We start from the raw sequence: 25,178 nt of genomic DNA, 5'->3' as shown, positions 1-25,178 counted from the left end.
CCAATATTCAATTCTAAAAATTTTACATACTCATTTTGGTTAGACGGTCGGCTTGGCCGATAATGTCTGTAATCCGCACCCCAAAGTTCTCTTCGATCACTACCACTTCACCCTTAGCGATCAGTTTGTTGTTCGCTAATATATCAACTGGTTCGCCAGCTAATTTATCGAGTTGAATGACCGCACCAGCGCCCAATTCCAATATTTTACGAATTGGCATTTCCGTTCTACCCAGCTCCACGGTAATGGCCAATGGAATATCATATAATAAATCAATATTACTAACCCCATTGCTTGCTGCCGTTTTTTCTGAAAAAGCAGCATATTCAACCTTTTGAATATTTGCATTAACTGATTCCTGTGCTACCGGAGTGGCTCCGATATCAACAGGTAAAGCATTTACCTGCTGAGCTGGCATTTGTCGCAGCGGAGCTGCTGGTTTTTCCGCTACTACGGGAACAGGATTGACTGGTTCTGGCTCTTGTTGATTGAGGATTTTATGAACCATTTCTTTCGCAAAGGAAAGGGGAATAAACTGAATCATATTCGAATCAATCAGCGTGCCGACCTTTAACCGGAAAGAAACCTCGATAACCACATCATCATCAAAATGTTCCAGTTCTTTTGGTGGTAATCCCAACACATCGATCGCTGGCGGCGAAATATCTACTTTTTGATTAAAAATCGTTGACATTGACGTCGCAGCGGATCCCATCATTTGATTCATTGCTTCTTGAACGGCACTGAGGTGCAGGTCAGAAAGTTCCTCTTCCAACTGTGTGCCATCACCGCCCATCATTAAGCTAGCGATGATTTTTGCATCATTTTCCCTAATGATAAGCAGATTTTTTCCACGAATACCAGTGGTATAGTCCACATGCACAGCTACACTTTTTTCCTGTATCATTCCTTCGATTTGATCTTGTTCAATGACACTTAGTGTAGGAGTGGTTATCTCTACCCGTTGATTTAAGAGCATAGAAAGAGCAGTAGTGGAGCTGCCTAATGATATATTACCAATTTCCCCTATTGCATCTTTTTCCATTGAGCTTAAAAAATCATCAATATTTAAGCTTGGTTTTGTACTTGTTTGATTGAAAAGCGCATTTATCTCTTCTTGAGATAAGATACCGTCGCCCATCTTATAGATCATCTCCTTCCACTTGGATTACTTGGTCGATTTGAACTGCGTAACGCCCCTTTTGCAGCCCCGGGTCCCCGAGAAATCTTGGCAAATCTCCTACTTTGACTTGGATTTTTCCTGTATCAATTCCAATTACATCACCGGTTTGCAGATTCATCAAATCGGAAACCGATATCGTCGCACGGCCAAGCTCAGCCACAACTGGTACACGAACAGCATCTAGATTTTGCTTAATATGATCCTGTCCTAGGGTATTTGATTTTGATAAGGAAGAAAGCCACTGATGCGTAGTTAATTTTGGCAGCAGGGGTTCCACAATCAAATGTGGCAGACATAGGGTCATTCTACCTGTAACCTCTCCTATGGTTGTACGTAGAGCAATGATAATCACGGTGTCATTTGGAGATGCGATTTGAATAAATTGCGGATTCGATTCAATTGTGTCCCATTTTACATTTATTCTTTCAATGCTTTTCCACACCTCTTCATACATCGTAAAGGCCTTAGAAAACATCTTTTGCATGAGTACGGTTTCGATTTCTGTTAATGATCCGTCACGGGCCGATGGATCCCCCTGCCCGCCCAACAAACGCTCAATCACGGCATAGGCAACCTGGGGATTAATTTCCATCACCATTTTGCCATCCATTGGTTTCACATCATAAACGTTCAAAATCGTTCGCGAGGGGATGGACGCGATAAATTCATGGTAGGCCACCTGGTCTACCAGATCAATTTCGATTTGAACGAACGTTCTAAGTTGTGCAGAAAGGTAGGATGTAAACAGCCGTGTAAAGTTCTCATGGATTCGCGTGATGCTCCGTAATTGTTCCTTTGAATACCGCATGGCACGCTTGAAGTCATACACTTTTACTTTTTCTTTTTTCTCTGTGACATCGGATGCTTGCAGCTCGCCATTATTTAACGCCGATAGAAGAGCATCGATTTCTTGTTGCGATAATACTTCTGCCAAAGGGCATCCCCCTAACTCTTCCCTGAGTTATTCAATCAATTTATATTACTCTAGCAAATTAACGTTTTAAGTTTACGATTTCTTCCATAATCGAATCAGATGTTGTAATTGTTCTAGCATTTGCCTGGAAACCACGTTGAGCAACAATCATTTCCGTAAATTCTTCTGTTAAATCCACGTTAGACATTTCCAAAACACCAGCATTGATTTGTCCCCCAGCATTATCTTCAATGCGGCCAAAGAATTCTTGTCCAGAGTTCGCTGTGGTGACAAACATGGAATTCCCCACCTTTTGTAAACCGCCAGGATTCGTTACAACCGATGTACCAATAGAAATGATCTCATTTGTATTCGAAGTTTCATCATTCAGATAATATTTACCAAAGTTAGCATCAGTAGGATCCATTACTTTTGCTAGTTTTCCGCTCTCTCCATCTTCTCTCACGACATTTATATTTCCGCTATTATCAACTGAAAAAGAAGTGAATTTTTGATTGCTTACTTCATCATCAAATATTTGAATTGGAACAGCTTGTTGTACACCAGTGTTATCTTCAGCAACTCCTGCCACTAAATAACCATTGGTTGTGACAAGGTTCCCCCCACCATCTAAAGTAAAATTACCTGCTTTTGTTAAGAGGTACTGATTTGGATCTTGTGGTGAAACCACTACAAAATAAGCTTCACCGTCAACACTTAGATCCGAGCCCACATTAGTCGACATTGGACTTCCTTGCGTTTGAACAGTATCTATGGTGGAAACTTTTGTACCAAGTCCAATCTGCATTGGATTCGTACCACCTTGCGAATTAGTAGGTCCATTGGCTCCTGCAAGATTTTTGCTTAAGAAATCTTGAAAAACGACCCTACTTTTCTTAAATCCAACTGTATTAACGTTTGCAATGTTATTTCCGATAACGTCTAACTTGGTTTGAAAGCCTTTCATACCAGAAACGCCTGAATAAAATGAATTTAACATGATTTGTTCCTCCCTATTTTCTTGCTTACGTAATTGGATTAGTTTGAAGCATTTTCAACTTGCTTTATTTCCGTAACCTTTTCCATCGGAACCTTGTTATCCCCGACCATATAATAATAACTTCCTGCCTCAGAGGAAATTCCTTTAACAACCCCTGAAACTGGTGAAGTTGTTCCATCTGGTGTCCAGGTTACCTCTTTACCAATCATGGAAGCATATTGGCTGATTTGACTATTGGAAAATCTTTCAAAGGATGTGTTTAAATTTTGCATTTGTTCAAGTGAACTAAATGTGGCCATTTGTGCAACAAAATCCTTATCCTGAAGTGGGTTTGTCGGATCCTGATTGGCCAATTGGGTCATCAATATTTTAAGAAAATCATCTTTGCCAAGTGTACTTTTTTCTTCAAAGCTCTGGCCGCTATTGGTGACTGCGTTATTCTTAATCACAGTTGAAACATCAATCCAATTGCTCATAAACTTTTTCTCCCTCCTAAGCTGTAAAATCAATACGTGAGCTGGGTTTTACAACTGAGCTTCCGTATGTACTAACTATAAGCTCTCTCTCCGTATCTGTTTGATCAGCTTCTTTCTGTTTTTTTAAAGAATCCTTCGTTGGAGTATTCGTTCGTTGCTCAGCGGATGACCCAAATCCACCTTGTGCAAAGGATTGACTCGTTTGATTCCACTCCATGGAATGAGGTGTTTGCTGAACAATATCCAGCTTTTGCACCTGCAAGCCCTGTTGCTGCAATGCTTGCTTCAGATTCTGTAATTGCCCTTCCAGTGTTTCCTTAGCAGCAAGTGTATCCGTGATAATTTGGGCAGCAATTTGGCCCTGCTGAGTTGAAATTTTAATTTCAACATGTCCTAAATGCTCTGGATACAAAGAAAATTTTGCCTCAGCCGCTCCAGTTGGCTGATTGGTTAAGGTTAACTTTCCGCCCATCCATTGACTCACTTCGGGAACAAAATCAGCTACTGTAAGGACGCGTCCCTGAATACTAGGCTTTGAAACATTATCGCTAGGCAGCTGCAAGGATGAAGTCGAAACAGCTCCAGTAGTTGTACCCGTCCCCGCTTCAACATGATCGGCTGTTGTGAACTCTTCTATTTTAGAATCGTTCGATTGTTGTCCAATTTCTAAAACCGCTACTGGTATACCTTGCAAATGGAGCGCATCTTTAAGTCGCGTGGCCTCTCCCTTTAGCATATTTTCTGCTTGTTCCGAGTCGGTAGCTAGTTGAACGACTAGTTTTCCTTGTTCTGAGGTGATAGTAACCTCCAAGTCACCTAATTCTTTAGTAGATATGGTGAATGTTTGGTTCACTTCATCCTGACTTGGAAATTGACCATTTTTACTAAACCATTCACTAAGCTCAGTAATAAAACCTGTCATTGCTAGATTGGAATTCGATTGACCAACTGTAAGATTTTCAACTGGAATACCTTGTTGTTCGAGCGTTTGCTTCAATGCTGGTAGTTGTGCATTTAGCAGTTCTGCTGCCCTAGTGGTGTCAGTCATCATTTGCACATATATTTGCCCTTGAACTGACGTTAAATTAACCTCTATAGTTCCTAACGCCGTTGGGGTTAATAAATATCTGCCGCCATTACCTTCACTCAAACTAGTAGGGAGATTCGTTTGACTGCTAATCCATTCACTTAATTCCGGAACAACTTCCGCAATAGAAAGTAATGGTGAATTTGATAAATTACTATTTTCAGACATTTGAGGCTGATTGGATAAAACGGTTTGATTCATATTTTCAAAGTAAATCATTTGCGATTGAATATTAATAGGTGAAAGGAACACCTGATACTTATCGAGACTCCTACCAGATGTATTATTACCCTGGACCTGCATTTGCGCAGTTAGTGGACTTGTGTTCTTCGAGTCCATCGTTTCTGTGAAAATGGTGTTAATCTTCTCGATTATATCACTAGGTAGTTCCATCAAATCTTTTTGATTTGCAGGGAGATTAGCTATTTGTTGTAAAAATAGATTCCCCATTTCAGTAGCATCAACATCACTATACATCCCAGTTGAGTTAAGCCATTGAGCTACTGCCTGTCTTCCTTCTGTATTGACTTCAGCAAGCGGACTGAACGAGGTTGATTCTGTCGAAATCAGACTTCCATTGCCAATTCCAATACTTTCCGGTACCTCTTCAGGTATGGTGGTTGACACTTGCTGTAACCCGGCAATCCATTCCGATAAAATGGTGTCTAATTGCTCCCAATCCTCAACACTAAGATCTTGAAGATCCAATTCAAACGGTTCATTTTTGTTAGAGACGTTTGTCAAAGTTGATACAACTGCCTGTTCATCTAATATTGGAGGTTGCCCTAATTTTTGAAACAAGGTGAATATTTGGTTAAAGGAATTTCCTATATTTGCAGTTTGTGAGGCTAACTTTGTTTTTCCTCCGTCAGATTGAGTTGTTTGATTTATTTTGATACTAATTTGAGCGGCATCCAAACACTTACCCTCCTTATAGTCGACTATCTATTTCAATTATATTTCATTATAACCTATTCGCCATTTTTCGTCATGAAATTTTTAAATTGCCAAATATTTTCTTTGATGGATTTTGTTTTAAATTCATTGCAAATGGGAAAGGATTTCTTCATATATTTTTGATAATGGATATTGTCCATCTGCATATCCTGCCTGTACCACTGCCTTTGGCATACCATAGACAATGCATGACTCTTCGTCCTCTACTAACACGGTTCCCTGATATTTTTTTACTGCTCCACAGCCTTCCATACCGTCCACTCCCATACCAGTTAAGATTATCGATAAAAGACGGTTGGTATAGATTGGTGCTGCAGAAGCTAATGAGATGTCAATACACGGCTTATATAAAGCTTGACCTTCTTCATGATTATCAATCAGCAAAACGACTGTCCCATCCTGTTTTCTTTCAAATCTGGTTTGATAACCAGAGGGTGAAATGTAAATGGTTCCTGCCTGGATTTCTTCCCCATCTTTTCCTTCCCTTACATTTAGATGACACAAGGTGTCAAACCGATCGGCCAATGGTTTTGTAAAACCAGCTGGCATATGTTGTGCCACGACAATAGGAATCGGAAAATCCTTAGGAAATTGAGGTAAAATCGCTTGTAAAGCAGATGGTCCACCAGTGGAACAACCGATAAAAATGAGCTCAATGTTCTGATTAACTAGTTTTGTTACTTTATTTTCGATTGGTCGTAGTACAGGAGAAGGACTTGGAAGTTTTCCTTTGACAATACTTTTTATTCTCTGTAAAAACTCTTCGATCTGTTCTTGATCGCTTGGATTTTTGAGAAGATTGTCTTTCAAAAAGAAATCAACTGCCCCGTATTCTAGTGCCAGTAAGGTTTCATTTGCCCCTTCTTTGGTAAGAGAACTTAACATAACGACTGGAACAGGCGATAATTTCATGATTTCTTTTAATGACCGAATTCCGTTCATTTCCGGCATTTCCACATCCATCGTGACAAGATCAGGTTTAAGACGCTGAACCTTTTCAACAGCCTCTACCCCGTTTCTCGCAATCCCAATCACATAAAGCTGAGGATCCTCTTCAATAATGTGACTGACAGCCCTCCTCATAAAGGCAGAGTCATCGACTACTAATACACCGTATTGTTTCATCTTGATTAGTTTCCTTTCGATAATAAAAAGTCTTATCTGAGTCTACTTTTTGAAACCCCATGGTCAAATCCGTGATAGATTCTGCGTGTCCAAGAAACAAATAACCGCCCTGTGTCAAATTCCGATGTAAACTATGAATTACCTGTTTGGTTGTATCCTGATCAAAATAAATCAATACATTTCTACAAAAGATAATGTCAACATTCCCTAATTGGGCAACTTTATCCTGATTTAGCAGGTTTAAATGCTGGAATTTCACCATTTTTTGAATCGCACCATTTACTTGGTACCCACCATCTGTCAAAGTAAAGTGTTTTTCCAACATTCCACCAGGAATACGTCGGAATGCAAATGACCCTTGATGATACCAACCCTTTTCTGCCTTTTGCAGAACTTTTTTATTTATATCTGTGGCAATGATCTCAACAGTTCCAAATGGAAACAGTCCTGATTCCTGTATCAGCATTGCTAAGGTATAGGGTTCCTCCCCTGTTGAACATGCTGCACTCCAAATGCGTAACGGACGATTTCTAATTTTCTGTTTCAATTGAGGCAGGACTAACGAACAGCATTCGACTAGTTGACTCTCTTCCCTATAAAAGTACGTTTCATTTATGGTTAATATTTCAACAATAATATCCCATTCCATCGGAGAAATTTTTAAGTATTCCGCATATTCTCCGAACGATAGGTTTAATTCGTCCACTCGTTTTCCAATCTTTTCTTTTAGCGTAGTGAGTCGATCGTTGAAGCGCAATCCGCAGTAATCATAAATTATTTGACTTAATTTGATAAGCCCATTATCTTGCATATTCATCACCTTTACTGCTGCTTCTCTTTCCATTTGGGAGAGCAACTATATTTAGAAGAAAGATATTTTATTGATAGTTTTATTCTTAATTTTGATTCTTCAATTATTATACTGTATGAGTGCCATGTTTTGATATGGTTGGCAGAAATTTATATATTATTTCAATAATTTTGCCCTAATTTTTACAAAAAAAGAAAAATTTTCGTTTTGTTTAAGCAATCAAAAACTCTTCTTTATCAAACAAAATAAAAAAATGCTTATTGTCGAATTTTATCGATTAACGTACAATGTTATTAGGTATAGTTTTTATCAAAATTAAAGGGAGATAGTGATGTCGAGTATTTTCGGAATTTTGTTAGCACTTATAGCAATTGGGGTTGGAATGTATTTAAAAGGTGCTGATCTCATTGCATTATATAATCCCGCAGCATTGCTAATTATATTTGGAGGAACTGCAGCGGCAATTATGATTGCATTTCCATTTAGTGAACTTAAAAAGTTTCCTATTTTACTTAGAATCGCCCTATTTGAACCAAAATTAACAACAAAGGTTGATCAAATTTCCCGTTTAGTTGAGTGTGCAGAAATTGCAAAAAAAGAAGGGATTCTTGCACTTGAAGAACTAGCGAGCGAAACAACTGATCCATTTTTCAAAAAAGGGCTTGAGTTAATTATTGATGGTCATGATATTGAATTCATTGAGGAAGTCTTATTAGAGGAAGTTGCCGCAATTGACAAACGTCACAAAACAGGTGCCCTCATCTTTACACAAGCAGGCACCTATGCCCCTACGTTGGGCGTACTTGGTGCCGTTATTGGTCTTATTGCCTCACTTGGAAATTTAAATAATATTGATAAACTAGGGCATTCAATTTCTGCAGCCTTTATTGCCACGTTATTGGGAATCTTTTCTGGTTATGTTTTATGGCATCCGATTGCCAATAAATTAAAGCGAATCTCAAAAAAGGAACAAGAATTAAAACTTCTAACGATCGAAGGCTTGCTTTCCGTCTATCAAGGTCTTTCTCCTAGTGCGTTAGAAAAGAAATTAACTGTCTACGTTTCTCCAAAAGAACGCATTTCTTACGAAAAAAAGAACGAGGATCATACCAATGAGAAAACGGCGTAGAGATTTTGACGAAGAGCATGAAGAGCATATCGACGAATCATGGCTCATTCCCTATGCGGACATTTTGACTCTTTTATTAGCCTTGTTTATTGTTTTATTTGCGGCAAGTAGTGTGAATAAATCCAAATATGACGCCATTATGGAATCATTTAAAAAGGAATTGACAGGGACAAATATTGCCAATCATCAGTCCGGATTGTCACCGACTCCACCACAAGGAAAAACAGAAGAGGAACCTGCTGCAAACGCAAAGCAAGAGGAAACTAAAACGGAAGATGAAACAAAGGACGAGGATCCCGAGCTTGACCAATTAAAACAGAAATTAGAGGCCTACATTGGTGAAAACAAGTTGGAAGCTATGGTAACCCTGAGTGAAACAAAACGAGGAGTGGAAATTTCCTTTAAAGATGTGATTCTCTTCGATCCGGGTAAAGCAGAATTAAAAGAAAGTTCGTTTGACACATTAAATATCTTAACAGGGATCATGTCGACTGTTCCGAATCCCATCAGTATTGAAGGACATACTGATAATGTTCCGATTAAAAATTCTAAATTCCCGTCAAACTGGGAGCTTTCTTCTGCTAGAGCTGTTAGTGTTCTCCATTATTTTGCTTCAAAAAATATAACCCAGGATCGCTTGCAATTTGTCGGCTATGGAGAATTCAAGCCACTTTATCCTAATGATACTGCTGCACATAAACAAGCCAATCGAAGGGTAAATATTGTGGTCCTTCGTACGAGTTAAAGCCCCAAAAAACGATCTGATTTTAATAATCAGATCGTTTTTTTTACTTAAAAGACGGATGATACTCCTTTCTTATTCCGTTTATTTCACTGGCAATGGGACCACTTTTTGCCCGATGGCAGCAATCAATTCTTTTGGTATTGGGAAGCTTAGGGCAGCTGGATCCTTCATCACCGCTGGGATGGTACTCTGCATTGCCTCTTCACTGATGTTGTACTCCTTGAAATCTGCTGGTAAACCTACCTGTTGTTGAAGCAATCTAATTTTTTCAATGACCTTCGCTAACGCTATTTGTGATGAGGCATCTTTCACTTCTACGTGGAGCGCTTGAGCGAGCTCAGCCACTTTAGGCAAATACAGGGTAGGCACCATTTCCATGACAACTGGTAAAAAGACTGCATTCGCTAGGCCATGCGGAATGCGGAATAAGGCGCCATATGCATGTGCCATATTATGAACCGGGATCGCATTTAGGGCAAAGCTAAAGGCCGTAATTCCCATCAGACTGGCTTGGAGAAGGTCCATGCGGGCATCGAGATTGCCACCGTCTTCTACGGCAATCGACAGATTTTTTTCAATTAGACGAATCGCATGTAAGGCATAGGCATCGGTTAGTCCAGTTGCGGTCGGTGAGGCGAGTGCTTCGATCGCATGTGTTAAGGCATCAAAGCCGGTAAAGGCTGTAATAACCGGTGGAAGCCCTACTGTTAAATCAGGGTCTAAAATGGCTATATCAGCATTTATAAAAGGATTGATAATATTGGTCTTCATTTGAATTTCCTCGTTAAAAATAACCGCGATCGGCGACACTTCCGAACCAGTTCCTGCCGTTGTCGGAATAGCAATATGAGGGATCCCCATATGGTTCGCTTTAGGAAACTGTTCGTATAATAGTCCGCCTGGAATAGTCTCTTTTATATCAGCTAAACCTTTGTGGAGCGCATATTTCACGCCCTTTACGGTATCAAGCACGCTCCCGCCGCCAACGGCAAGTAAGCTATCAGCGCCCACCTCTCTAGCATAACGGACGGCATCATTAATGCAGTGACTCTCGGCATCTTGGGCAATATCAAGATAGGTTCCGACTAATTCAGGTCCGCTTCCATGACCCGTCAATTCAAAAATAGAGGCCACCTTTTCGACGATCCCTGCTTTTTCTAAGCCGTGGTCACTGAGGAGCAGCACCCGTTTCGATCCAAGACCAGCGAATAAACTTGGCACCATTGCTCGTGAATTTGAACCGCTATAAATCCCCGTCCGTAACATAAACTGCGATAAGGTTGTTTTCATATTCCTCTTCACCTCTTTATTAGTTTTGACCAAACAGAATTCCATACCAGTTGCGTCGATCCAATTCAGGGGTCATCGATGTATGCACATGCTTCACTTGTGTATAGGCATCGAGTGAATGCTGACCCATTTCGCGGCCAATACCACTTTGTTTGTAGCCTCCGAACGGTGCATCACTGCGGAGCATATGCCAGTCATTAATCCAGACAACCCCCGCTTGCAGCTGTCTGGCCACCTCATAGGCTTTATTGACATCACGTGTCCACACACCAGCAGCTAGCCCATAAATCGTATCATTGGCCATTTGGATCGCCTCTTCAATTTCAGCATAACGGATCACACATAAGACAGGTCCAAAAATCTCCTCTTGGGCAATTTTCATATTATTTGTTACATTTGTAAAAATAGTTGGTTCGATAAAATGACCATCCTCACAGCCTGGGACCTTGACTTCCTTCCCGCCACAAACAAGGGTAGCTCCCTCTTGTTTCCCTGCTTCAATGTAGGCAAGGATGGTTTCCTTTTGCTTTTTCGAAATGACTGGTCCGACATCTGTGGTTGGATCAAGCGGATTGCCGAGCTTTAGTTTACTGGAAAGAGCAACGAGACCGGCAACCACTTGATCATAGAGCTTATCAGGAACAAATAACCTCGTACCCGATTCACACAACTGACCGGAGTGAAGGAATACGCCGAAAAGACTGCCAGGTAAGGCAATATTCAGGTCTGCATCCTCTAAAATAATATTAGGTGATTTTCCACCAAGCTCTAATGTAGTGTTTTTGATCGTGCCCGCTGCAAGACCCATGATTCGCCTGCCCACATCGGTTGATCCCGTAAATGCCACCTTGTCAACCAATCGATGTTGCACTAAGGCTTCGCCCACATCAGCACCAGGGCCGGTGACGACGTTGATGACACCTGGTGGCACGACAGCCGAAATAATTTCTGTCAGCTTCAATGTAGATAATGGAGTATAACTGGCGGGCTTAATCACAATCGTGTTCCCCATCGCGAGTGCCGGGGCAATTTTCCAAGTGGCAATTGACATCGGCAAATTCCATGGGGTAATGGCCACACACACACCGATTGGTTCTCGCCAGATAAAATTGTGGGCCGGTCCTGGAAAGGGCGGAACAGGCAGTGTTTCTGAAAATGGATAGTCGACCGTGAAGTTCGCCAGTGTTTGAAACAAATCGACCATTTGTAAAATATCACTGTTGCCAATCCGACGGACCGTTCCTCCTGAGCTTATTGCTTCTAAATAGGCGAGCTCTTCCGCATGATCGGCAATTTGGTAGGAAATAGCGTACAAGATTTTTGCCCGATCCTTCGGGTTCATGTTTTTCCATTCTCCTTGATCAAATGCCGCACGTGCTGCTTTTACCGCTCGGTCTACGTCTACCTCCGTTCCTTTTGCTACCTTTGCGACGAGCTCACCCGTTGCCGGATTAAACACATCAAATGTTTCCTTGCTGCTGGCTGGCTCCCATTTTCCATTGATAAAATGGGGAAATGTTGGTACCTCTACCTTTACAGTCATCCTAACTTCCTCCTCTACTAAATGTACTTACAATACCCCTAGTTCACTATCTGTATATCTATAAATCTCTTCGATTTTTTTGCCTTTTGCCCGTGCTAAAATTTCCATTCGGACAGATAACTGTTTTAGCGTAAAATTCATAATGTCATCCGGGTCTCCGCCAAACGCACTAACCTCCCTTCCCGCGATCCCCTCTTGATTTAAGCTAATGGCTAATGGGGTCAGTTCTCCCATTTTAGCAGCAACAAAATCAAACAGATGTGGATGTTCACAAATCAATCGTTGTAAAAGGAAGGTGCCATAACCAATATGCCTGGACTCATCCTTCTTTAATTGACCAATTCCTTCTAGTAACCCTGGCATGATTCCCGCTGTTTCCAGAGCAGCATAAAAGGAAAAATAGCCAGTTTCCGCTAATACCCCTTCGACAAACATGTTGTAAACAACGGATGCTTCGGCAATCGCTTCAGGCGACTGGTCCGTCACAAGACGTTCCATTGCTGTTGGAAGAATTTCATAGAAAATTTTTTGATAGGTTTCCGTATGAAAATGGGATAGCTCACCTTTTTCACCAATAGCATTCAAGACAAGTCGGAAAAATTCTGTGTGCTTTGCTTCCTCAAATAAAAAGGTCGTTAAAAACATCTCCTCTTCCAAACGGCCTTCTTTGGCGATCGCCATCATGAGTGGCAATAGATCCAGGGTGACCGCTTCTTCACCGGCTTGGAATTGAGAAATCAGCCGCAAAATATCTTCTTTCTGCTCTGTATTCATCATGCTCCAGTCTTTTTGATCCTGCCGGAAATCTATGTCCGCCGGGTTCCATGTCCCTAGCCTCTTCGCTTTTTGATAAAGTCTGTAAGGAAATGAATCCTCTAATATCCCTCTAGTACTGGTTGTTAAAATCGTTCTTTTTCCCATTTGTTTCTCCTCCTATTTATTCGTGATTATTTGATGGCCATCTCTGCCGCTGTTTTCCTTAGCTGCGTTTTCAGTATTTTTCCAACACCATTTCGTGGGAGTGTGTCAAGAAACACAACTCTTCTAGGGGTTTTATTTTTTGCCAAGTGATCCTGACAATAGCGGATTAACTCCTCCTCCGATACAGCGGATCCTGCCTTTTTCACGACACAGGCGATCATTTCCTCCCCCATCCGTTCATCTGGAACACCGACTACAGCCGTCTCAACAACCTGTTCATGCGCCGATAAAATTTCTTCCACATCACGTGGATAGACATTAAACCCACCACGAATGATTAAGTCCTTTTTCCGATCCACAATATACAGATAACCTTCGTCATCGACACGAGCCATATCGCCGGTAAATAACCAGGAATCGCGGAGGACTCGACTGGATTCTTCCGGATTTTGATAATAGCCCGGCGTTACATTGGCACCACGAACAACCAATTCACCAACCTCACCAATGGGCACTTCCACACCGACTTCATTGACAATCTTGATTTCGACTCCTGGAATCGGGGTGCCGACCGAGCCTGACTTTATTTCCATTCGTTTCGTGTGTGCCGTCACAACTGGCGCTGCTTCTGACAAGCCGTAGCCCTCAAGCACTTTCGCACCAAACTTTTGTTCAAAGGCATTCAGTAAGGCAACGGGCAATGGCGCGGACCCTGAGCCTACCGATTCAAGGCTTGACGTATTAAACTGTTCAGCTTCCGGATAGGAAACGAGTGCATGGATCATGGCAGGAACTGCGGAAAACGTTCTTACTTTATATTTTTCAATTGCCTTGAACACTTCCTTCACATCAAAGTTGGAAAACACGACGATAGAGCTGCCCGTTAATAAGCAAATGTTGGAGACGGTTAGACCATATACATGGGCAAGCGGCAAAACCCCTAAGGTCGTGCCCCGCTCTGTTTCATTATGGATAACAGAGTTTTCCGCATTTGAAACTAAATTTCGATGTGTTAGTAACACCCCTTTCGGATTTCCCGTTGTCCCGGAGGTGTAGAGAATGACCGCCGTGTCGTCACCCTTACTATCCTCGGCCTCCTTCTGCTCGCCCTGACCGACCACATCATAAAAATTCCTCCATTTCTCATTTGATGGAAGATCGACGACGATTAGCTTTGGTTGGACTGACAAGCCCTCAAGTGATTTTTCAACATTTTTCAGGGTAGTCGCTGAGGTGATAACTACTTTGATCCCGGAATTAAGGGCAATATAATGTAGTTCCTTTGGATGTAGGGTAAACATCACTGGGACGATAATCGCCCCCGCCCTCGTAATACCTTGATATGCAAAAAGAACCTCAGGACAGTTAGGCATACAAACGAGTACCCTGTCTCCCTTGTTAACGCCCAGACTTTGTAAGCCACTGGCAAATTGGTCTGCATATTGCTGTGTCTCTAGATTTGTATACATCTTGTCTTTGAAAAATAAAAAGGGATACTCACGATAATCAGCAATATTCGTTTCAAGTAAGTCCTTAAGCTGCACACATTCCACTCCCTTCGTAAAATTTATGGGACACATGACTAAATCCTTCTAAATAAGGTTGTATTTCACCAGCGATCCAGACTGTTCAAAACGAACTTGTTGTCGTAATTCCAGCAAATCCAAGTGGCCTTGTATTTGCGATAAGCCTAAAAAGACGGTCTTTCCATGTAAATGTGGATACATTGCTCCACAAATTTCAAAAATGGTTTTTCTTCCATTCCTAAGGATCGCTACTATCTGATCACAGCGCTTCTCTTGTTCTTGTAATCTTTTATTAATTAACGATAAATGATCATCGAATACCTCGCCATGGCCAGGATAGATCATCTTTAATGGTAATTTACTGACTTTCGCAAGGGATTCCCGATATTGTAATAATGGTTTTGGTCGACTTGTCTCCCCAGGGCTGGGCGGCTCAATGAAGGCGTTCACAGAGAAACCCTTAAGTAAATGATCACCAGCAAAGGCATCCCCGGTTTCACGATTCCAAAGGAGAATATCCGATTGACTATGGCCAGGTACATGTGCTGCCGTAAAGCTCTTCCCACCAATGGGAACCCTATCACCTTCCTGTAGATAAGAAACATTTCTCCAAGATTCTTCTATATAATTCCGTTTGACGATATGTTTTAGGGGATCTGCCCCACAGGATTGTAAAAATTGGTCAAAAAAATGCTTCACCCTTTCAAACTCATGATACCCGCCATGAAGTGAGTCTTTCGCCCGCTCATGGACATAAATGGGTAGATCTACTTCAGCTTGTATGTGTGGAATGGCACCAGCATGATCAATATGAGTATGCGTTAGGACAATGGCATCAAGATCCGTCAATGTCACGCCATGATTATGTAATCTTTCTTTGAGTTGTTGAAAGGCTTCTTTACCAGGGTTGCCTGTGTCGATTAACGTAATCTTGTCTCCCAATACCAAAAAGGCGTTTACCGTTCCTTCAGCAAAATGGGTAGATAATTCAAGGGGAACAATTTTAAACAAGAGCTGAACCTCCTTTCTGAAAAACTATAGAACAATTCTATCCAAAAAATGGATAACCCTTCCACTCTCAAAAACTATATTTTTGCTGATCCGATATTATGAGTACATAGGAGAAAAAAGTTACATAAAAACCCCCTTAAGATCCATTACGATTTACCAACTCGTAATTTCTTCAAGGGGGTCCTTAGTTAGTATTTTATGCAATAGATAGTATTACCCTTGCCCTCGGTACAACTATTTTTCAACTTTAATTGGAACGACTTTTCCGTCCTCAATCGCAGCTACTTCCAATTCGCCATCGAAGCCCCCACCAGAAAATTTAGTAAATTGATAGATTCTCACATTATCAGCGATGTTTGAAACGCCATCCTGCATATGCGCTTGAATTTTAACAGCATCATCTACCGATCCGGCAGCCTTCATCGCTTCAACAAAAATATACATGCCGATATAATTTAGACCCGCTTCTGAACCTGGATTTTCACCATATTTGTCATTATACTTTTTGACAAAATCAGGAATCGCTGGACTGTTAGTCGAATCTATTAAAGGCATAACGCCAATAGAACCATTTAATAAATCGTACGAACCTGTTACCGCTTTCATTTCATCAAACTTCGCCTGATCCATAACGATAAATCCGCCTTTAAAGCCAAGTTCTCGTGCTTGTTTGGCAACCTTAGCTGTTGGCTCGGAGGCACCCCCAATGAATAATACATCTGGCTTTTCCTTTAAGGCATTCGTGACGGATGTAAAGAAGTCTGTTTCTTTAGCAAAGTCGATGGAAGAGTTATAGACAACCTTTCCACCCTCTTTTTCCCAATACTTCTTCAGTTGATCAGCCCAATCTTTTCCGTACTGTGAAGAGGTCGGCAGGAAGGCAATTTTCTTACCGAACTTTTTCATTTCATAATCCGTAAAAGGTTTCAAATAGCCATCGTAGCGAGGAGGGATTCGAACGGTTAGATCATTGCCCACCTCTGACACTTTCGGTTCACTTGTATAGGCACCAATGAGAAAATTATCCTGCTGATTGAATACTTGAAGGGCAAAAACGCCACCACTATGTGGAGTAAAAATAATCGGTGTCTTATTTTCCTGAACCAGTCTCTTTGCGTTCGCACCAGCTTCGTTCGGTAAATATTTATCATCCAAGGAAACGATATTCAACTTGTATTTTTTTCCGCCAACTTCAAATCCTCCTGCACCGTTAATCTCATCTGCAGCCATTTTAATCCCATTTAAGGTCCGCTCACCATAAAAGGCTGCTGCTCCACTTAATGGTCCAGTGTAACCGATGTTCACTATTCCTGTTTTGCTGTCTCCTCCATCTCCTGCAGGCTTGGTGCCAGCTGTTTTTTTCTCTGTGCTGTTACAGGCTGCTAAACTGAAAATGATGATGAAGATGAAACACATCATTAAAAGCGACTTCATTCTTTTCATTCGGTTTCCCCCTTGATATTATTCGAATCTTCAGAAATAGACAGTGATGAAATTCTCGCTCACCACCCCCTTCAAGTCGCATAGTATTCAGCCCCCAGCGGTCAGTGACTATGCCCCAATATAGGCTTTTCTTACTTCATCATTGGCGAATAATTCTTCTGATGTCCCTTGGAGAACAATCGAGCCATTTTCAAATACATAGCCTTTATCGGCAATTTTCAGAGCGGCATTGGCATTTTGCTCCGCCAACAGGATGGTGGTTCCCTCGTTATTAATCTTTTGAATCACCCCAAACATTTGCTCGACAATCAATGGTGCCAAACCGACAGATGGTTCATCGAGCAGCATCAGCTTCGGTTTGGACATTAGCGCCCGACCAATGGCAAGCATTTGCTGCTGCCCCCCACTGAGTGAGCCTGCGGCATCATTCCTTTTTTCTTTTAAAATTGGAAATAATTCATAAACATGTTCAAGGAGATGCTTGATTTCCTCCTTTTTGCGGCGATGAATATAGGAACCCATTTTTAAGTTTTCTTGAACCGTCATCGCTGGAAACAGCTTTCGTCCCTCCGGACATTGCCCAATTCCTAATTTCACCATCTGGTCTGCAGATGTTTTATTGACCTTCTTCCCTTCAAAAAGAAGTTCACCAGTAGCCGGCTTGCTTAAACCGCTAATCGTTCGAAAGGTGGTGCTTTTTCCGGCGCCATTTGATCCTAGTAGCACTACAATTTCTCCCTCGTTCACCTCGATATTGACATCCTGAATGGCGGTAAAGCTTCCGTATTTGACAGAGATATTTTTTAGACTAAGCAATGGCGCTACCTCCTAAATACGCTTTAATCACCATTTCATTATTGCGAATTTCCTCTGGTCTGCCCTCAGCAATCTTTTCTCCGTAGTTTAAGACCATAATCTTATCCGCGATGCTCATAATCATTTGCATTTTGTGTTCAATTAAACAGACAGTGATTCCCGTTGACGCCATCTTCTTCATTAACTCAGCCAGACCTTCTGTTTCATCAGGATTGACGCCAGCTGCCGGTTCATCTAAAAAGACAATTTCCGGATTTGTTGCCAGGGCCAGCGCAAAAGCCGTGCGCTTTTTCTCTTCTTGCGTTAAACCGCCAACAAGTTTAGTCGCGACATTTTTTAAATCGACAAACTCGAGCACTTCCATGGCTTTTTCACGGCATTGTGCCTCTTCTGCTTTCAGACGTGGTGTCCGGAGGATGGCATCCAATAGATTTGATTTTGTCCTTAAGCGGTGCCCGACAATGACATTATCCAAAACCGTAGATTGTTCAAACAAATTCGTTGTTTGGAAGGTACGGGCAATCCCGAGCTTTGCTATTTTATCAGATGGTAAGGTGGTAATCTCACGGCCATTAAAAATGACGGAACCTGAGCTCGGACGATGGAAACCGCTGATGAGATTGAAAAATGTAGATTTCCCCGCCCCATTTGGACCAATGATGGCATTGATTTTCCCCTTTTCAATCGCAAAATCAACATTATTTACTGCCACTAAGCCCCCAAATTTCTTCGTTAAATTCTTCGTTTCTAGAAAAATCATCCTAACCCTCCTTTACTTCCTTTTCCGCCTCGATCGATGCTCCACTTCTCACTTTTGTCGGCCGCAATATCCTTTGATGGTCCTTTTTCGAGATCAGTTTTGTATACCAGCTAGAAACCGCCCCGACAATTCCGCGTGGATAGAAAATAACTAGCAAAGTTAACACAGGGCCGAAAATAAGCATCCGATATTCTTGAAAACCTTGTAGCTGCTGCGAAAGCCAGACAATTAGTGTTGTACCGACGAGCGGACCACTTAATGTTCCGATTCCACCTACCAATAAGTACGTTAATAAATCAAATGTGATCGAGATAGCGCCAATATCTGGACCGATAAAGCGAACAAATGATGCATACAGAGCTCCAGAAAGTCCGGCAAAAAACGTTGAGAGCACAAAGACCGTTAACTTATTTTTCATCGTGGAAATCCCAATTGTCTTCGCTAAATCCTCACTATTTCGGATCGCAATATAGGTCCTGCCTGTTAAGGAATGGATGATGCGATACATGATTAAGACAACTAGTAGCAGAAAAAACAGGACAAGATAATAATGAGAAATTTCAGTTTCAAACTTGATCGGACCTATGCTCGCTGGGGCCGGTATACCAATCAAGCCGCGGACCCCTTCGGTGAGACTGTCCCATTTATCTATAATAAGGTAAAGAATATATCCCAAACACAAAGTATAGATGGCGAAGAAATGCTCCTTTGTGCGAAACGCAATCAAGCCTACGACGAGTCCGATTACACAAGTAATCAACAAGGATAAGATAAAGGCACCCCAAAAATTCATCCCGGCTTTTACCGTTAATATTCCTATTGAATACGCACCAATCGCAAAGAAACCCGCATGTGCCAGTGAAAGATAACCCGTATAGCCAGCTAGCAAATTGAGACCATAGACGCCAATCATCCAAATAAACGATAGGGTCATGACATGTACATAATAAGTATTATTCGTAATTAAAGGGAATAATACAGCCACAACAATCAATAGAGAAATCATATTTCTTTGTTTAAAGATCTTTGCCATCAATGCTGCCCCCCTTTGGAAAATAAACCGGTTGGCTTCACTGTTAAAATAATGACAAGTAAGATGAAGGCGATAATATCCTTGTAGTCGTTAGAAATGTATGTGGCACCAAGGCTTTCACTAAAGCCTAAAATATATCCGCCCACAATCGCTCCAGGAATACTGCCCATCCCGCCAAGGATAATGATGACAAACGCCTTTAAAATGACGAGCTGTCCCATCCCTGGGAAAACGAGATTAATAGGAGATGACAGGGAGCTGGCAATCGCAGCTAATCCACCTGAAATCATGAACGTTAGCATTGCGACCTTGTTTGTATTCACCCCGACGAGGTTCGCTCCTTCACGGTTCTGTGACATTGCAATAATCGTTGCGCCCATAAAGGTTTTTTTCAAGAAAAGATATAATAGAAGCATCACGACAAGAGCAGCAACGACGATGAGGATGCGCTGCATCGTAAACGTTAGACCCATGATTTGGACAACTTGCCCATAGGGTGTCGGCATGCTTTGGTACTCAGCCCCCCAATAAAATTGAGCAAAGGCTTCTAAGAATAAGAGAATCCCAATGGCAGCAATCTTATCATGGATAGGTGGAGCCTCCCGGAGCGGATGGAAGACGAATCGCTCCATCAATACACCGATGAGGCCAACTAAAATAATGGAAACAAAAATGGCGATCCAATAATGGAGTCCAAATTTGGTCATCATCGTTAAAGTTATGTATCCCCCCATCATGTATAAGGCTCCATGTGCAAAATTAGGAATGTGCAGAATTCCATACACAAGCGTTAACCCGAGCGCCACTAATGCATAAACGCTTCCAATTGTTAAACCATTAAACAGCTGCTGGATGAGAATCTCCATACCTCTCCCCCTTTATTTTTTTAAGGAGCCTTCCTTTCTTTTTCTTGGTCGACTCCTTATGATTGTCTAGTCATTACGTTACCTTATTATCCGCTTTGACCTTTTCCTCTTCCTGAAGGGTGCGCCAGAGAATTTTCCCGCTCGAAGTCATTGGGAATTGTTTTCTAAATTCAATCTGGCGTGGATATTTATAGGCAGCCATATGCTGTTTAGACCATTCGATGATTTCTTCTGCACTGACTTTACCTTCATACCCTTCATTTAAAATGACAAACGCTTTGACGGTTTCCCCTCTTCGTGGATCGGGTACCCCGACAATGCAGGCCTGTTGGATTGCTGGATGTTTATAAAGATAGGATTCCACCTCGGTCGGCCATACTTTAAATCCGGATGCATTAATCATCCGTTTGACACGGTCGACAATAAAGAAATACCCTTCCTCATCATAACGGCCAATATCACCTGTTCTGAAAAACCTTTTCCCGTCGATGTCAATAAAAGAACTTCGATTTTCATCATCACGATTATAGTAACCTACCATGATTTGCGGACCATTCACGATAATTTCTCCAATTTCTCCGACACTAAGCTCTTTACCTGACGTCGGCTCGATAATTCTTGCATCGACATCAAATGATGGAATACCCAAGCATTGCATTTTTGGCCGATCAGGTGGATTGAAATGCGTTTGCGCAATCGTTTCTGATAGTCCATACCCTTCTACAAAACGTAAGCCTGAAAGCTTAAATAATTTTTCACCAACGGCTTCCGGTAAGGCTGCCCCACCTCCTGAAATAGAAGTTAATGTGGCAATATCTTCTTTTTTTAGATTAGGATTGGCTAAGAAATCAATAATCATCGTTGCGATCGTTACCCAGTGGGTGCAGCCTAAATTTTTGATCAATTCCACGGCAGCATCCCGGTTCCATCTTGTTAAAATCACCATTGTACTTCCGCTAAAAAGCGGCATATGCATACTATGGACCATCCCTGTTACATGAAAAAGCGGCAAGGTCATTAAGTGCACAGCATTAGGAGTTGTCGAGGACCAGTAGAAAGCCCCTATCGTATTAGCATTAATCGTTCTATTCGTGTGCATACAGCCTTTCGGGAGCCCCGTCGTGCCTGATGTATACGGAAGACAGGCCAAATCATCGCCTTTTGCCGTATGTTCCGTTGGGGTAAGTTTCGCCTCAATCGCGTCATTCCAATGATAATGGTCCGCTTCTATAAAGTTTACTCTCGTGGCCTCAACCTCCTTCGGAAGCATGCCTTCAAACCCATGACCTGCATAATCCGAATAGGCCGCAAGTAGTAAATTCTCTAAGGAAGTTTTCCTTAACAATGGACGGATACGATCATATAATTCTTGGCCGGCTAATGCCGTTTTAATCTCACAATCCCTTATATAGAATTCCAATTCGTCTGCTACTAGCATCGGATTGATCGGAACGACAACAGCATTGGCTCTTAAGATGGCATAGTACCCTATCACGAATTGCGGTGAGTTCTGCATAAATAGTAATACCTTTTCGTCTTTTTGCACGCCTAGTTTGTGCTGTAAATAACCGGCAAGTGCATTAACTTCCGCATCCAGCTCCTCATAGGTTATTTTGTTGCCGTAATAGAATATCGCATCTTGATCTGGATAGCGATGGGCACTAACCTTGAGATTGTCATATAGGGAGGTAGCGGGAACTTTTAATGATTTGGAAATCTTTGGCCAGTAGTCATAATGAAGAGTTAACACAGACATCTCTCCTTTTTTTAATAGCATGTCAGTATCTTAAAATCAGTTTTTGTAAACGCTATCATTTATAGTGATACCGTTTAATATCAACTCTAAAAAGATATCAACGAGTTGTTCTTCCTTGACCTCTCCATCGGGATGAAACCAATAGTAGCTCCAATTCGTGATACCGAGTATCCCCATCGTAAGGATGTCAGGCCGTAGACCTTCTTTAAACTCCCCATGCTGGATGCCTGCTTCAATCAATTTTTGGGTATTTTTTCGAAATAACGTCCGTTTTATTTTAATTTCCTCAATGTACTTTTCGCTTAAATGTCGTATTTCACGTGAGAAAATCCGTGCACTTGGTCTCTCTGTTCGAATGTTTTTAATCAACATCGAAATAATCTCATACAGTTTATTGGTAAAATTCATCGAGGAATCTTGGAGAATGACTTCTTGTTGTTTTACAAGCCCTTCAATATAAATGAGGTGGATATCCTTTAGAAGCTCTTCTTTACTGCTAAAATAATAATAGAATGTACCCTTTGTTACACCTAAAAATCGAACAATATCCTGCACTGATGTTGATTTAAATCCATTTTTATCAAATAGCTGGATGCCGATTTCCATTAATTTCTGTTTCATCGGATAGTTCCTTTCGGCTATATGCTAAGTACCGGGCAGGGGGCATCACCATCTACATTCCCCCACCCGCCACTCATAAATATGGTGCCTGACCCCCAACTATAAGCGCTCAATTATTGTCGCAATTCCTTGGCCGCCCCCGATGCAAGCGGTAATCAATGCATACTGTCCGCCGCTCCGTTTAAGTTCGTAAACCGCCTTGGTCGTCAGGATAGCCCCTGTTGCACCAAGCGGATGTCCATGAGAAATAGCTCCGCCGTTCACATTCACTTTTTCAAGATTCATCTCAAGCTCTCGATTACAGGCCAATACCTGGGCAGCAAAGGCTTCGTTGATTTCAATGAGGTCCATTTCCGCTAAGGAATAACCTGACTTTTCCATCACCTTTTTCACCGCTGGCACCGGTCCGATTCCCATAATGTTCGGATCAACCCCAGCAACGGCATAGGCGCGAATTACTGCCAATGGCGTGAGGTTTAATTCCTCCGCTTTTTCCCTTGACATGATCACTAAGGCAGAAGCTGCATCATTTAAACCTGAGCTATTTCCAGCAGTAACAGTTCCACCCTTTAGAAATGCTGGTGCTAGTTTAGCTAATGCTTCACGGGTTGTTTGTGGCCTTGGATGCTCGTCGGTTTTAAACACGATCGGCTCGCCCTTTTTAACTGGAATGGTAATCGGAACGATTTGTTCAGCGAATCGGTCCTCTTCCATCGCTGTCACCATTTTCAGCTGACTTTGCAGAGCAAATTCATCCTGCTCTTCTCTCGCAATCTCGTATTTTTGAACGAGGTTTTCAGCAGTAATCCCCATTGGTGGATCGCCTATTTCTTTTGGTGATAACTGTGATTTTCTAAAGCTTGGCGGCATCGGGCTATATGGTTTGTCTGGTCGATCCATCAAATAAGGAGCCCTGCTCATGCTTTCGGTTCCGCCCGCAATATAGATATCTCCATCACCAGCCCGAATTGCCTGGGCCGCAAGATTGATAGCATTCAATCCGGAGCCACACTGTCTATCGACCGTTAGTCCAGGTAAATCTAGTGATAGCCCTGTCTGTAATGCTGCTAATCTAGCAATGTTTCCACCGCCTGATAGGACATTTCCAAAAATAACATCATCAATCCATTCAGGCTGAATTTTAGCCCTTTTTACCGCTTCCTTAATCACTTCTGCTCCCAATACATGGGCAGGAACTCCTGCAAGGCTTCCCCCCTGCCTGCCTATCGCTGTTCGGACGGCTGACACGATAACTGCATCTCTTTTCATTGTTCTGTTCCCCCTTGAAATTGTGAAATGCCCTTTCCCTCATCCGCTATGAAAGTGCGATTCCGCTTATTAAATTAACCATTAGTAGTAGTTATGAAGCACGATCTCTTGCTACATAGCATGCGCGCCGCCATCGACGACAACAATATCCCCTGTCACAAAATTAGACGCAGGTGACGCTAAAAATAAGGCAACACCCTTTATATCAGTATCTGAGCCAAATTTCCGCAGTGGTGTCCCCTCAAGAATAGCCTCTCCCCCTTGATCTAATAGACCTTTTGACATTTTCGTCGGGAAGAATCCAGGGGCAATTGCATTCACGTAAATTCCTTCTGGTCCCCATTTCACCGCTAAATCCTTTGTGAAAGTAATGACGGCCCCTTTGCTAGAGTTATAGCCAATGGCATTCATATATTTAGGATTGCTGCCTTTTAAGCCGGCAACCGAGGCAATATTGATAATTTTCCCGGATCTTTGTTCAAGCATCACTTTTCCAACCGCCTGCGACATTAGGAATGTACCTGTCACATTCACGTTCATCACTTTTTGCCAAGCCTCGAGCGGCATTTCCTCCACTGGTGCTCCCCAAGAAGCACCGCTATTGTTGACGAGAATATCAATCCGACCAAATTTTTCAACAGTTCGTTCGACAACGTTTCGTACATCCTCAGGATTGGAAACATCACATTTTAGGGCAAAGCTTTCCACTCCAAGCTTTTTTAACCCCTCACTTACTTCCTCACAAGCCTCCAGTTTTCTAGAACAGACGACCACATTGGCACCTGCCTCAGCAAAGCCTTCGGCTATTTGCTGCCCCAGGCCTCTGCCACCTCCTGTAACAATCGCTACTTTACCCGTTAAATCAAATAGTTGTTGAACATGCATTGAAACTCCCCC

Annotated in this window: 23 protein-coding genes; 2 read left to right on the top strand and 21 right to left on the bottom strand. The window is 42.0% G+C overall.

What is annotated here, in order from left to right; genetic code table 11:
* Nucleotides 1-22 precede the first annotated feature (22 nt).
* The 7 genes from fliY to TY15_RS06230 all read right to left on the bottom strand — a co-directional run bounded on the left by fliY (nucleotide 23) and on the right by TY15_RS06230 (nucleotide 7,558).
* On the bottom strand, nucleotides 23-1,153 hold the full coding sequence (fliY, locus tag TY15_RS06260) for a flagellar motor switch phosphatase FliY (protein WP_244440888.1): 1,131 nt from the start codon (nucleotides 1,151-1,153) through the stop codon (nucleotides 23-25).
* Nucleotides 1,143-2,117, bottom strand: coding sequence for a flagellar motor switch protein FliM (gene fliM / locus TY15_RS06255; protein WP_040209413.1), 975 nt, complete (start codon nucleotides 2,115-2,117; stop codon nucleotides 1,143-1,145). Before fliM ends, fliY begins: the two co-directional genes overlap by 11 nt.
* 58 nt (nucleotides 2,118-2,175) lie before the next feature.
* Complete coding sequence (locus TY15_RS06250; RefSeq protein ID WP_040209415.1) at nucleotides 2,176-3,096, bottom strand: flagellar hook-basal body complex protein; 921 nt, start codon at nucleotides 3,094-3,096, stop codon at nucleotides 2,176-2,178.
* A gap of 38 nt (nucleotides 3,097-3,134) precedes the next feature.
* Nucleotides 3,135-3,572, bottom strand: coding sequence for a flagellar hook assembly protein FlgD (gene flgD / locus TY15_RS06245; RefSeq protein WP_040209416.1), 438 nt, complete (start codon nucleotides 3,570-3,572; stop codon nucleotides 3,135-3,137).
* 16 nt (nucleotides 3,573-3,588) lie between these two features.
* On the bottom strand, nucleotides 3,589-5,577 hold the full coding sequence (locus tag TY15_RS06240; protein ID WP_040209418.1) for a flagellar hook-length control protein FliK: 1,989 nt from the start codon (nucleotides 5,575-5,577) through the stop codon (nucleotides 3,589-3,591).
* Between the two features lie 123 nt (nucleotides 5,578-5,700).
* The gene (locus TY15_RS06235; protein WP_040209420.1) at nucleotides 5,701-6,741 is read right to left on the bottom strand and encodes a protein-glutamate methylesterase/protein-glutamine glutaminase; all 1,041 of its coding nucleotides are present in this window, start codon (nucleotides 6,739-6,741) and stop codon (nucleotides 5,701-5,703) included.
* Entirely contained in the window at nucleotides 6,710-7,558 is an 849-nt protein-coding gene (locus tag TY15_RS06230; protein ID WP_244440887.1) for a CheR family methyltransferase, read from the bottom strand. Before TY15_RS06230 ends, TY15_RS06235 begins: the two co-directional genes overlap by 32 nt.
* Nucleotides 7,559-7,877: 319 nt before the next feature.
* On the opposite strand from TY15_RS06230, the gene motA reads away from it, so the two are divergent.
* On the top strand, nucleotides 7,878-8,681 hold the full coding sequence (gene motA / locus TY15_RS06225) for a flagellar motor stator protein MotA (RefSeq protein WP_096911909.1): 804 nt from the start codon (nucleotides 7,878-7,880) through the stop codon (nucleotides 8,679-8,681).
* Nucleotides 8,665-9,426, top strand: a complete 762-nt coding sequence (locus TY15_RS06220) for a flagellar motor protein MotB (protein ID WP_040209424.1) — start codon at nucleotides 8,665-8,667, stop codon at nucleotides 9,424-9,426. The genes motA and TY15_RS06220 overlap by 17 nt, the downstream gene beginning before the upstream one ends.
* An 81-nt stretch (nucleotides 9,427-9,507) precedes the next feature.
* Here the strand turns inward: TY15_RS06220 and TY15_RS06215 are convergent, their stop codons facing one another.
* The 14 genes from TY15_RS06215 to TY15_RS06150 form a co-directional block, all read right to left on the bottom strand.
* Nucleotides 9,508-10,716 (bottom strand): iron-containing alcohol dehydrogenase, encoded by a 1,209-nt coding sequence (locus tag TY15_RS06215; RefSeq protein WP_040209425.1) that lies wholly within the window; start codon nucleotides 10,714-10,716, stop codon nucleotides 9,508-9,510.
* Between the two features lie 19 nt (nucleotides 10,717-10,735).
* Nucleotides 10,736-12,259 (bottom strand): aldehyde dehydrogenase family protein, encoded by a 1,524-nt coding sequence (locus tag TY15_RS06210; RefSeq protein WP_040209426.1) that lies wholly within the window; start codon nucleotides 12,257-12,259, stop codon nucleotides 10,736-10,738.
* A gap of 27 nt (nucleotides 12,260-12,286) precedes the next feature.
* Complete coding sequence (locus TY15_RS06205; protein WP_040209427.1) at nucleotides 12,287-13,180, bottom strand: R2-like ligand-binding oxidase; 894 nt, start codon at nucleotides 13,178-13,180, stop codon at nucleotides 12,287-12,289.
* A 26-nt stretch (nucleotides 13,181-13,206) separates the two neighbouring features.
* On the bottom strand, nucleotides 13,207-14,724 hold the full coding sequence (locus TY15_RS06200; RefSeq protein WP_040209533.1) for a long-chain-fatty-acid--CoA ligase: 1,518 nt from the start codon (nucleotides 14,722-14,724) through the stop codon (nucleotides 13,207-13,209).
* Nucleotides 14,725-14,772: 48 nt separating this feature from the next.
* Entirely contained in the window at nucleotides 14,773-15,717 is a 945-nt protein-coding gene (locus TY15_RS06195) for an MBL fold metallo-hydrolase (RefSeq protein ID WP_040209429.1), read from the bottom strand.
* Between the two features lie 234 nt (nucleotides 15,718-15,951).
* Nucleotides 15,952-17,160: an ABC transporter substrate-binding protein gene (locus TY15_RS06190; protein ID WP_040209430.1), complete on the bottom strand. Its 1,209-nt coding sequence runs from the start codon at nucleotides 17,158-17,160 to the stop codon at nucleotides 15,952-15,954.
* A gap of 108 nt (nucleotides 17,161-17,268) precedes the next feature.
* Entirely contained in the window at nucleotides 17,269-17,976 is a 708-nt protein-coding gene (locus tag TY15_RS06185) for an ABC transporter ATP-binding protein (RefSeq protein WP_040209431.1), read from the bottom strand.
* The gene (locus TY15_RS06180) at nucleotides 17,969-18,736 is read right to left on the bottom strand and encodes an ABC transporter ATP-binding protein (RefSeq protein WP_179301879.1); all 768 of its coding nucleotides are present in this window, start codon (nucleotides 18,734-18,736) and stop codon (nucleotides 17,969-17,971) included. Before TY15_RS06180 ends, TY15_RS06185 begins: the two co-directional genes overlap by 8 nt.
* A gap of 1 nt (nucleotide 18,737) precedes the next feature.
* Entirely contained in the window at nucleotides 18,738-19,769 is a 1,032-nt protein-coding gene (locus tag TY15_RS06175; protein ID WP_040209432.1) for a branched-chain amino acid ABC transporter permease, read from the bottom strand.
* Nucleotides 19,769-20,635, bottom strand: coding sequence for a branched-chain amino acid ABC transporter permease (locus tag TY15_RS06170; protein ID WP_040209433.1), 867 nt, complete (start codon nucleotides 20,633-20,635; stop codon nucleotides 19,769-19,771). Before TY15_RS06170 ends, TY15_RS06175 begins: the two co-directional genes overlap by 1 nt.
* A 73-nt stretch (nucleotides 20,636-20,708) precedes the next feature.
* Nucleotides 20,709-22,391 carry a long-chain fatty acid--CoA ligase gene (locus TY15_RS06165; RefSeq protein WP_392391373.1) on the bottom strand — a complete coding sequence of 561 codons (1,683 nt, stop codon included), beginning with the start codon at nucleotides 22,389-22,391 and terminating at the stop codon, nucleotides 20,709-20,711.
* A 36-nt stretch (nucleotides 22,392-22,427) separates the two neighbouring features.
* Nucleotides 22,428-23,012, bottom strand: coding sequence for a TetR/AcrR family transcriptional regulator (locus TY15_RS06160; RefSeq protein WP_040209435.1), 585 nt, complete (start codon nucleotides 23,010-23,012; stop codon nucleotides 22,428-22,430).
* Nucleotides 23,013-23,111: 99 nt separating this feature from the next.
* A complete protein-coding gene (locus tag TY15_RS06155; protein ID WP_040209436.1) occupies nucleotides 23,112-24,281 on the bottom strand; it encodes a thiolase family protein in 1,170 nt (389 codons plus the stop codon).
* Between the two features lie 111 nt (nucleotides 24,282-24,392).
* Nucleotides 24,393-25,166 carry an SDR family oxidoreductase gene (locus TY15_RS06150; protein ID WP_040209437.1) on the bottom strand — a complete coding sequence of 258 codons (774 nt, stop codon included), beginning with the start codon at nucleotides 25,164-25,166 and terminating at the stop codon, nucleotides 24,393-24,395.
* Between the last annotated feature and the right edge of the window lie 12 nt (nucleotides 25,167-25,178).

It is taken from the genome of Neobacillus jeddahensis (genome assembly GCF_000612625.1).
Lineage (GTDB): Bacteria > Bacillota > Bacilli > Bacillales > Cytobacillaceae > Neobacillus > Neobacillus jeddahensis.
Note: the sequence above shows the minus strand (reverse complement) of the source record. Positions and strands in the feature narration are given on the sequence as shown.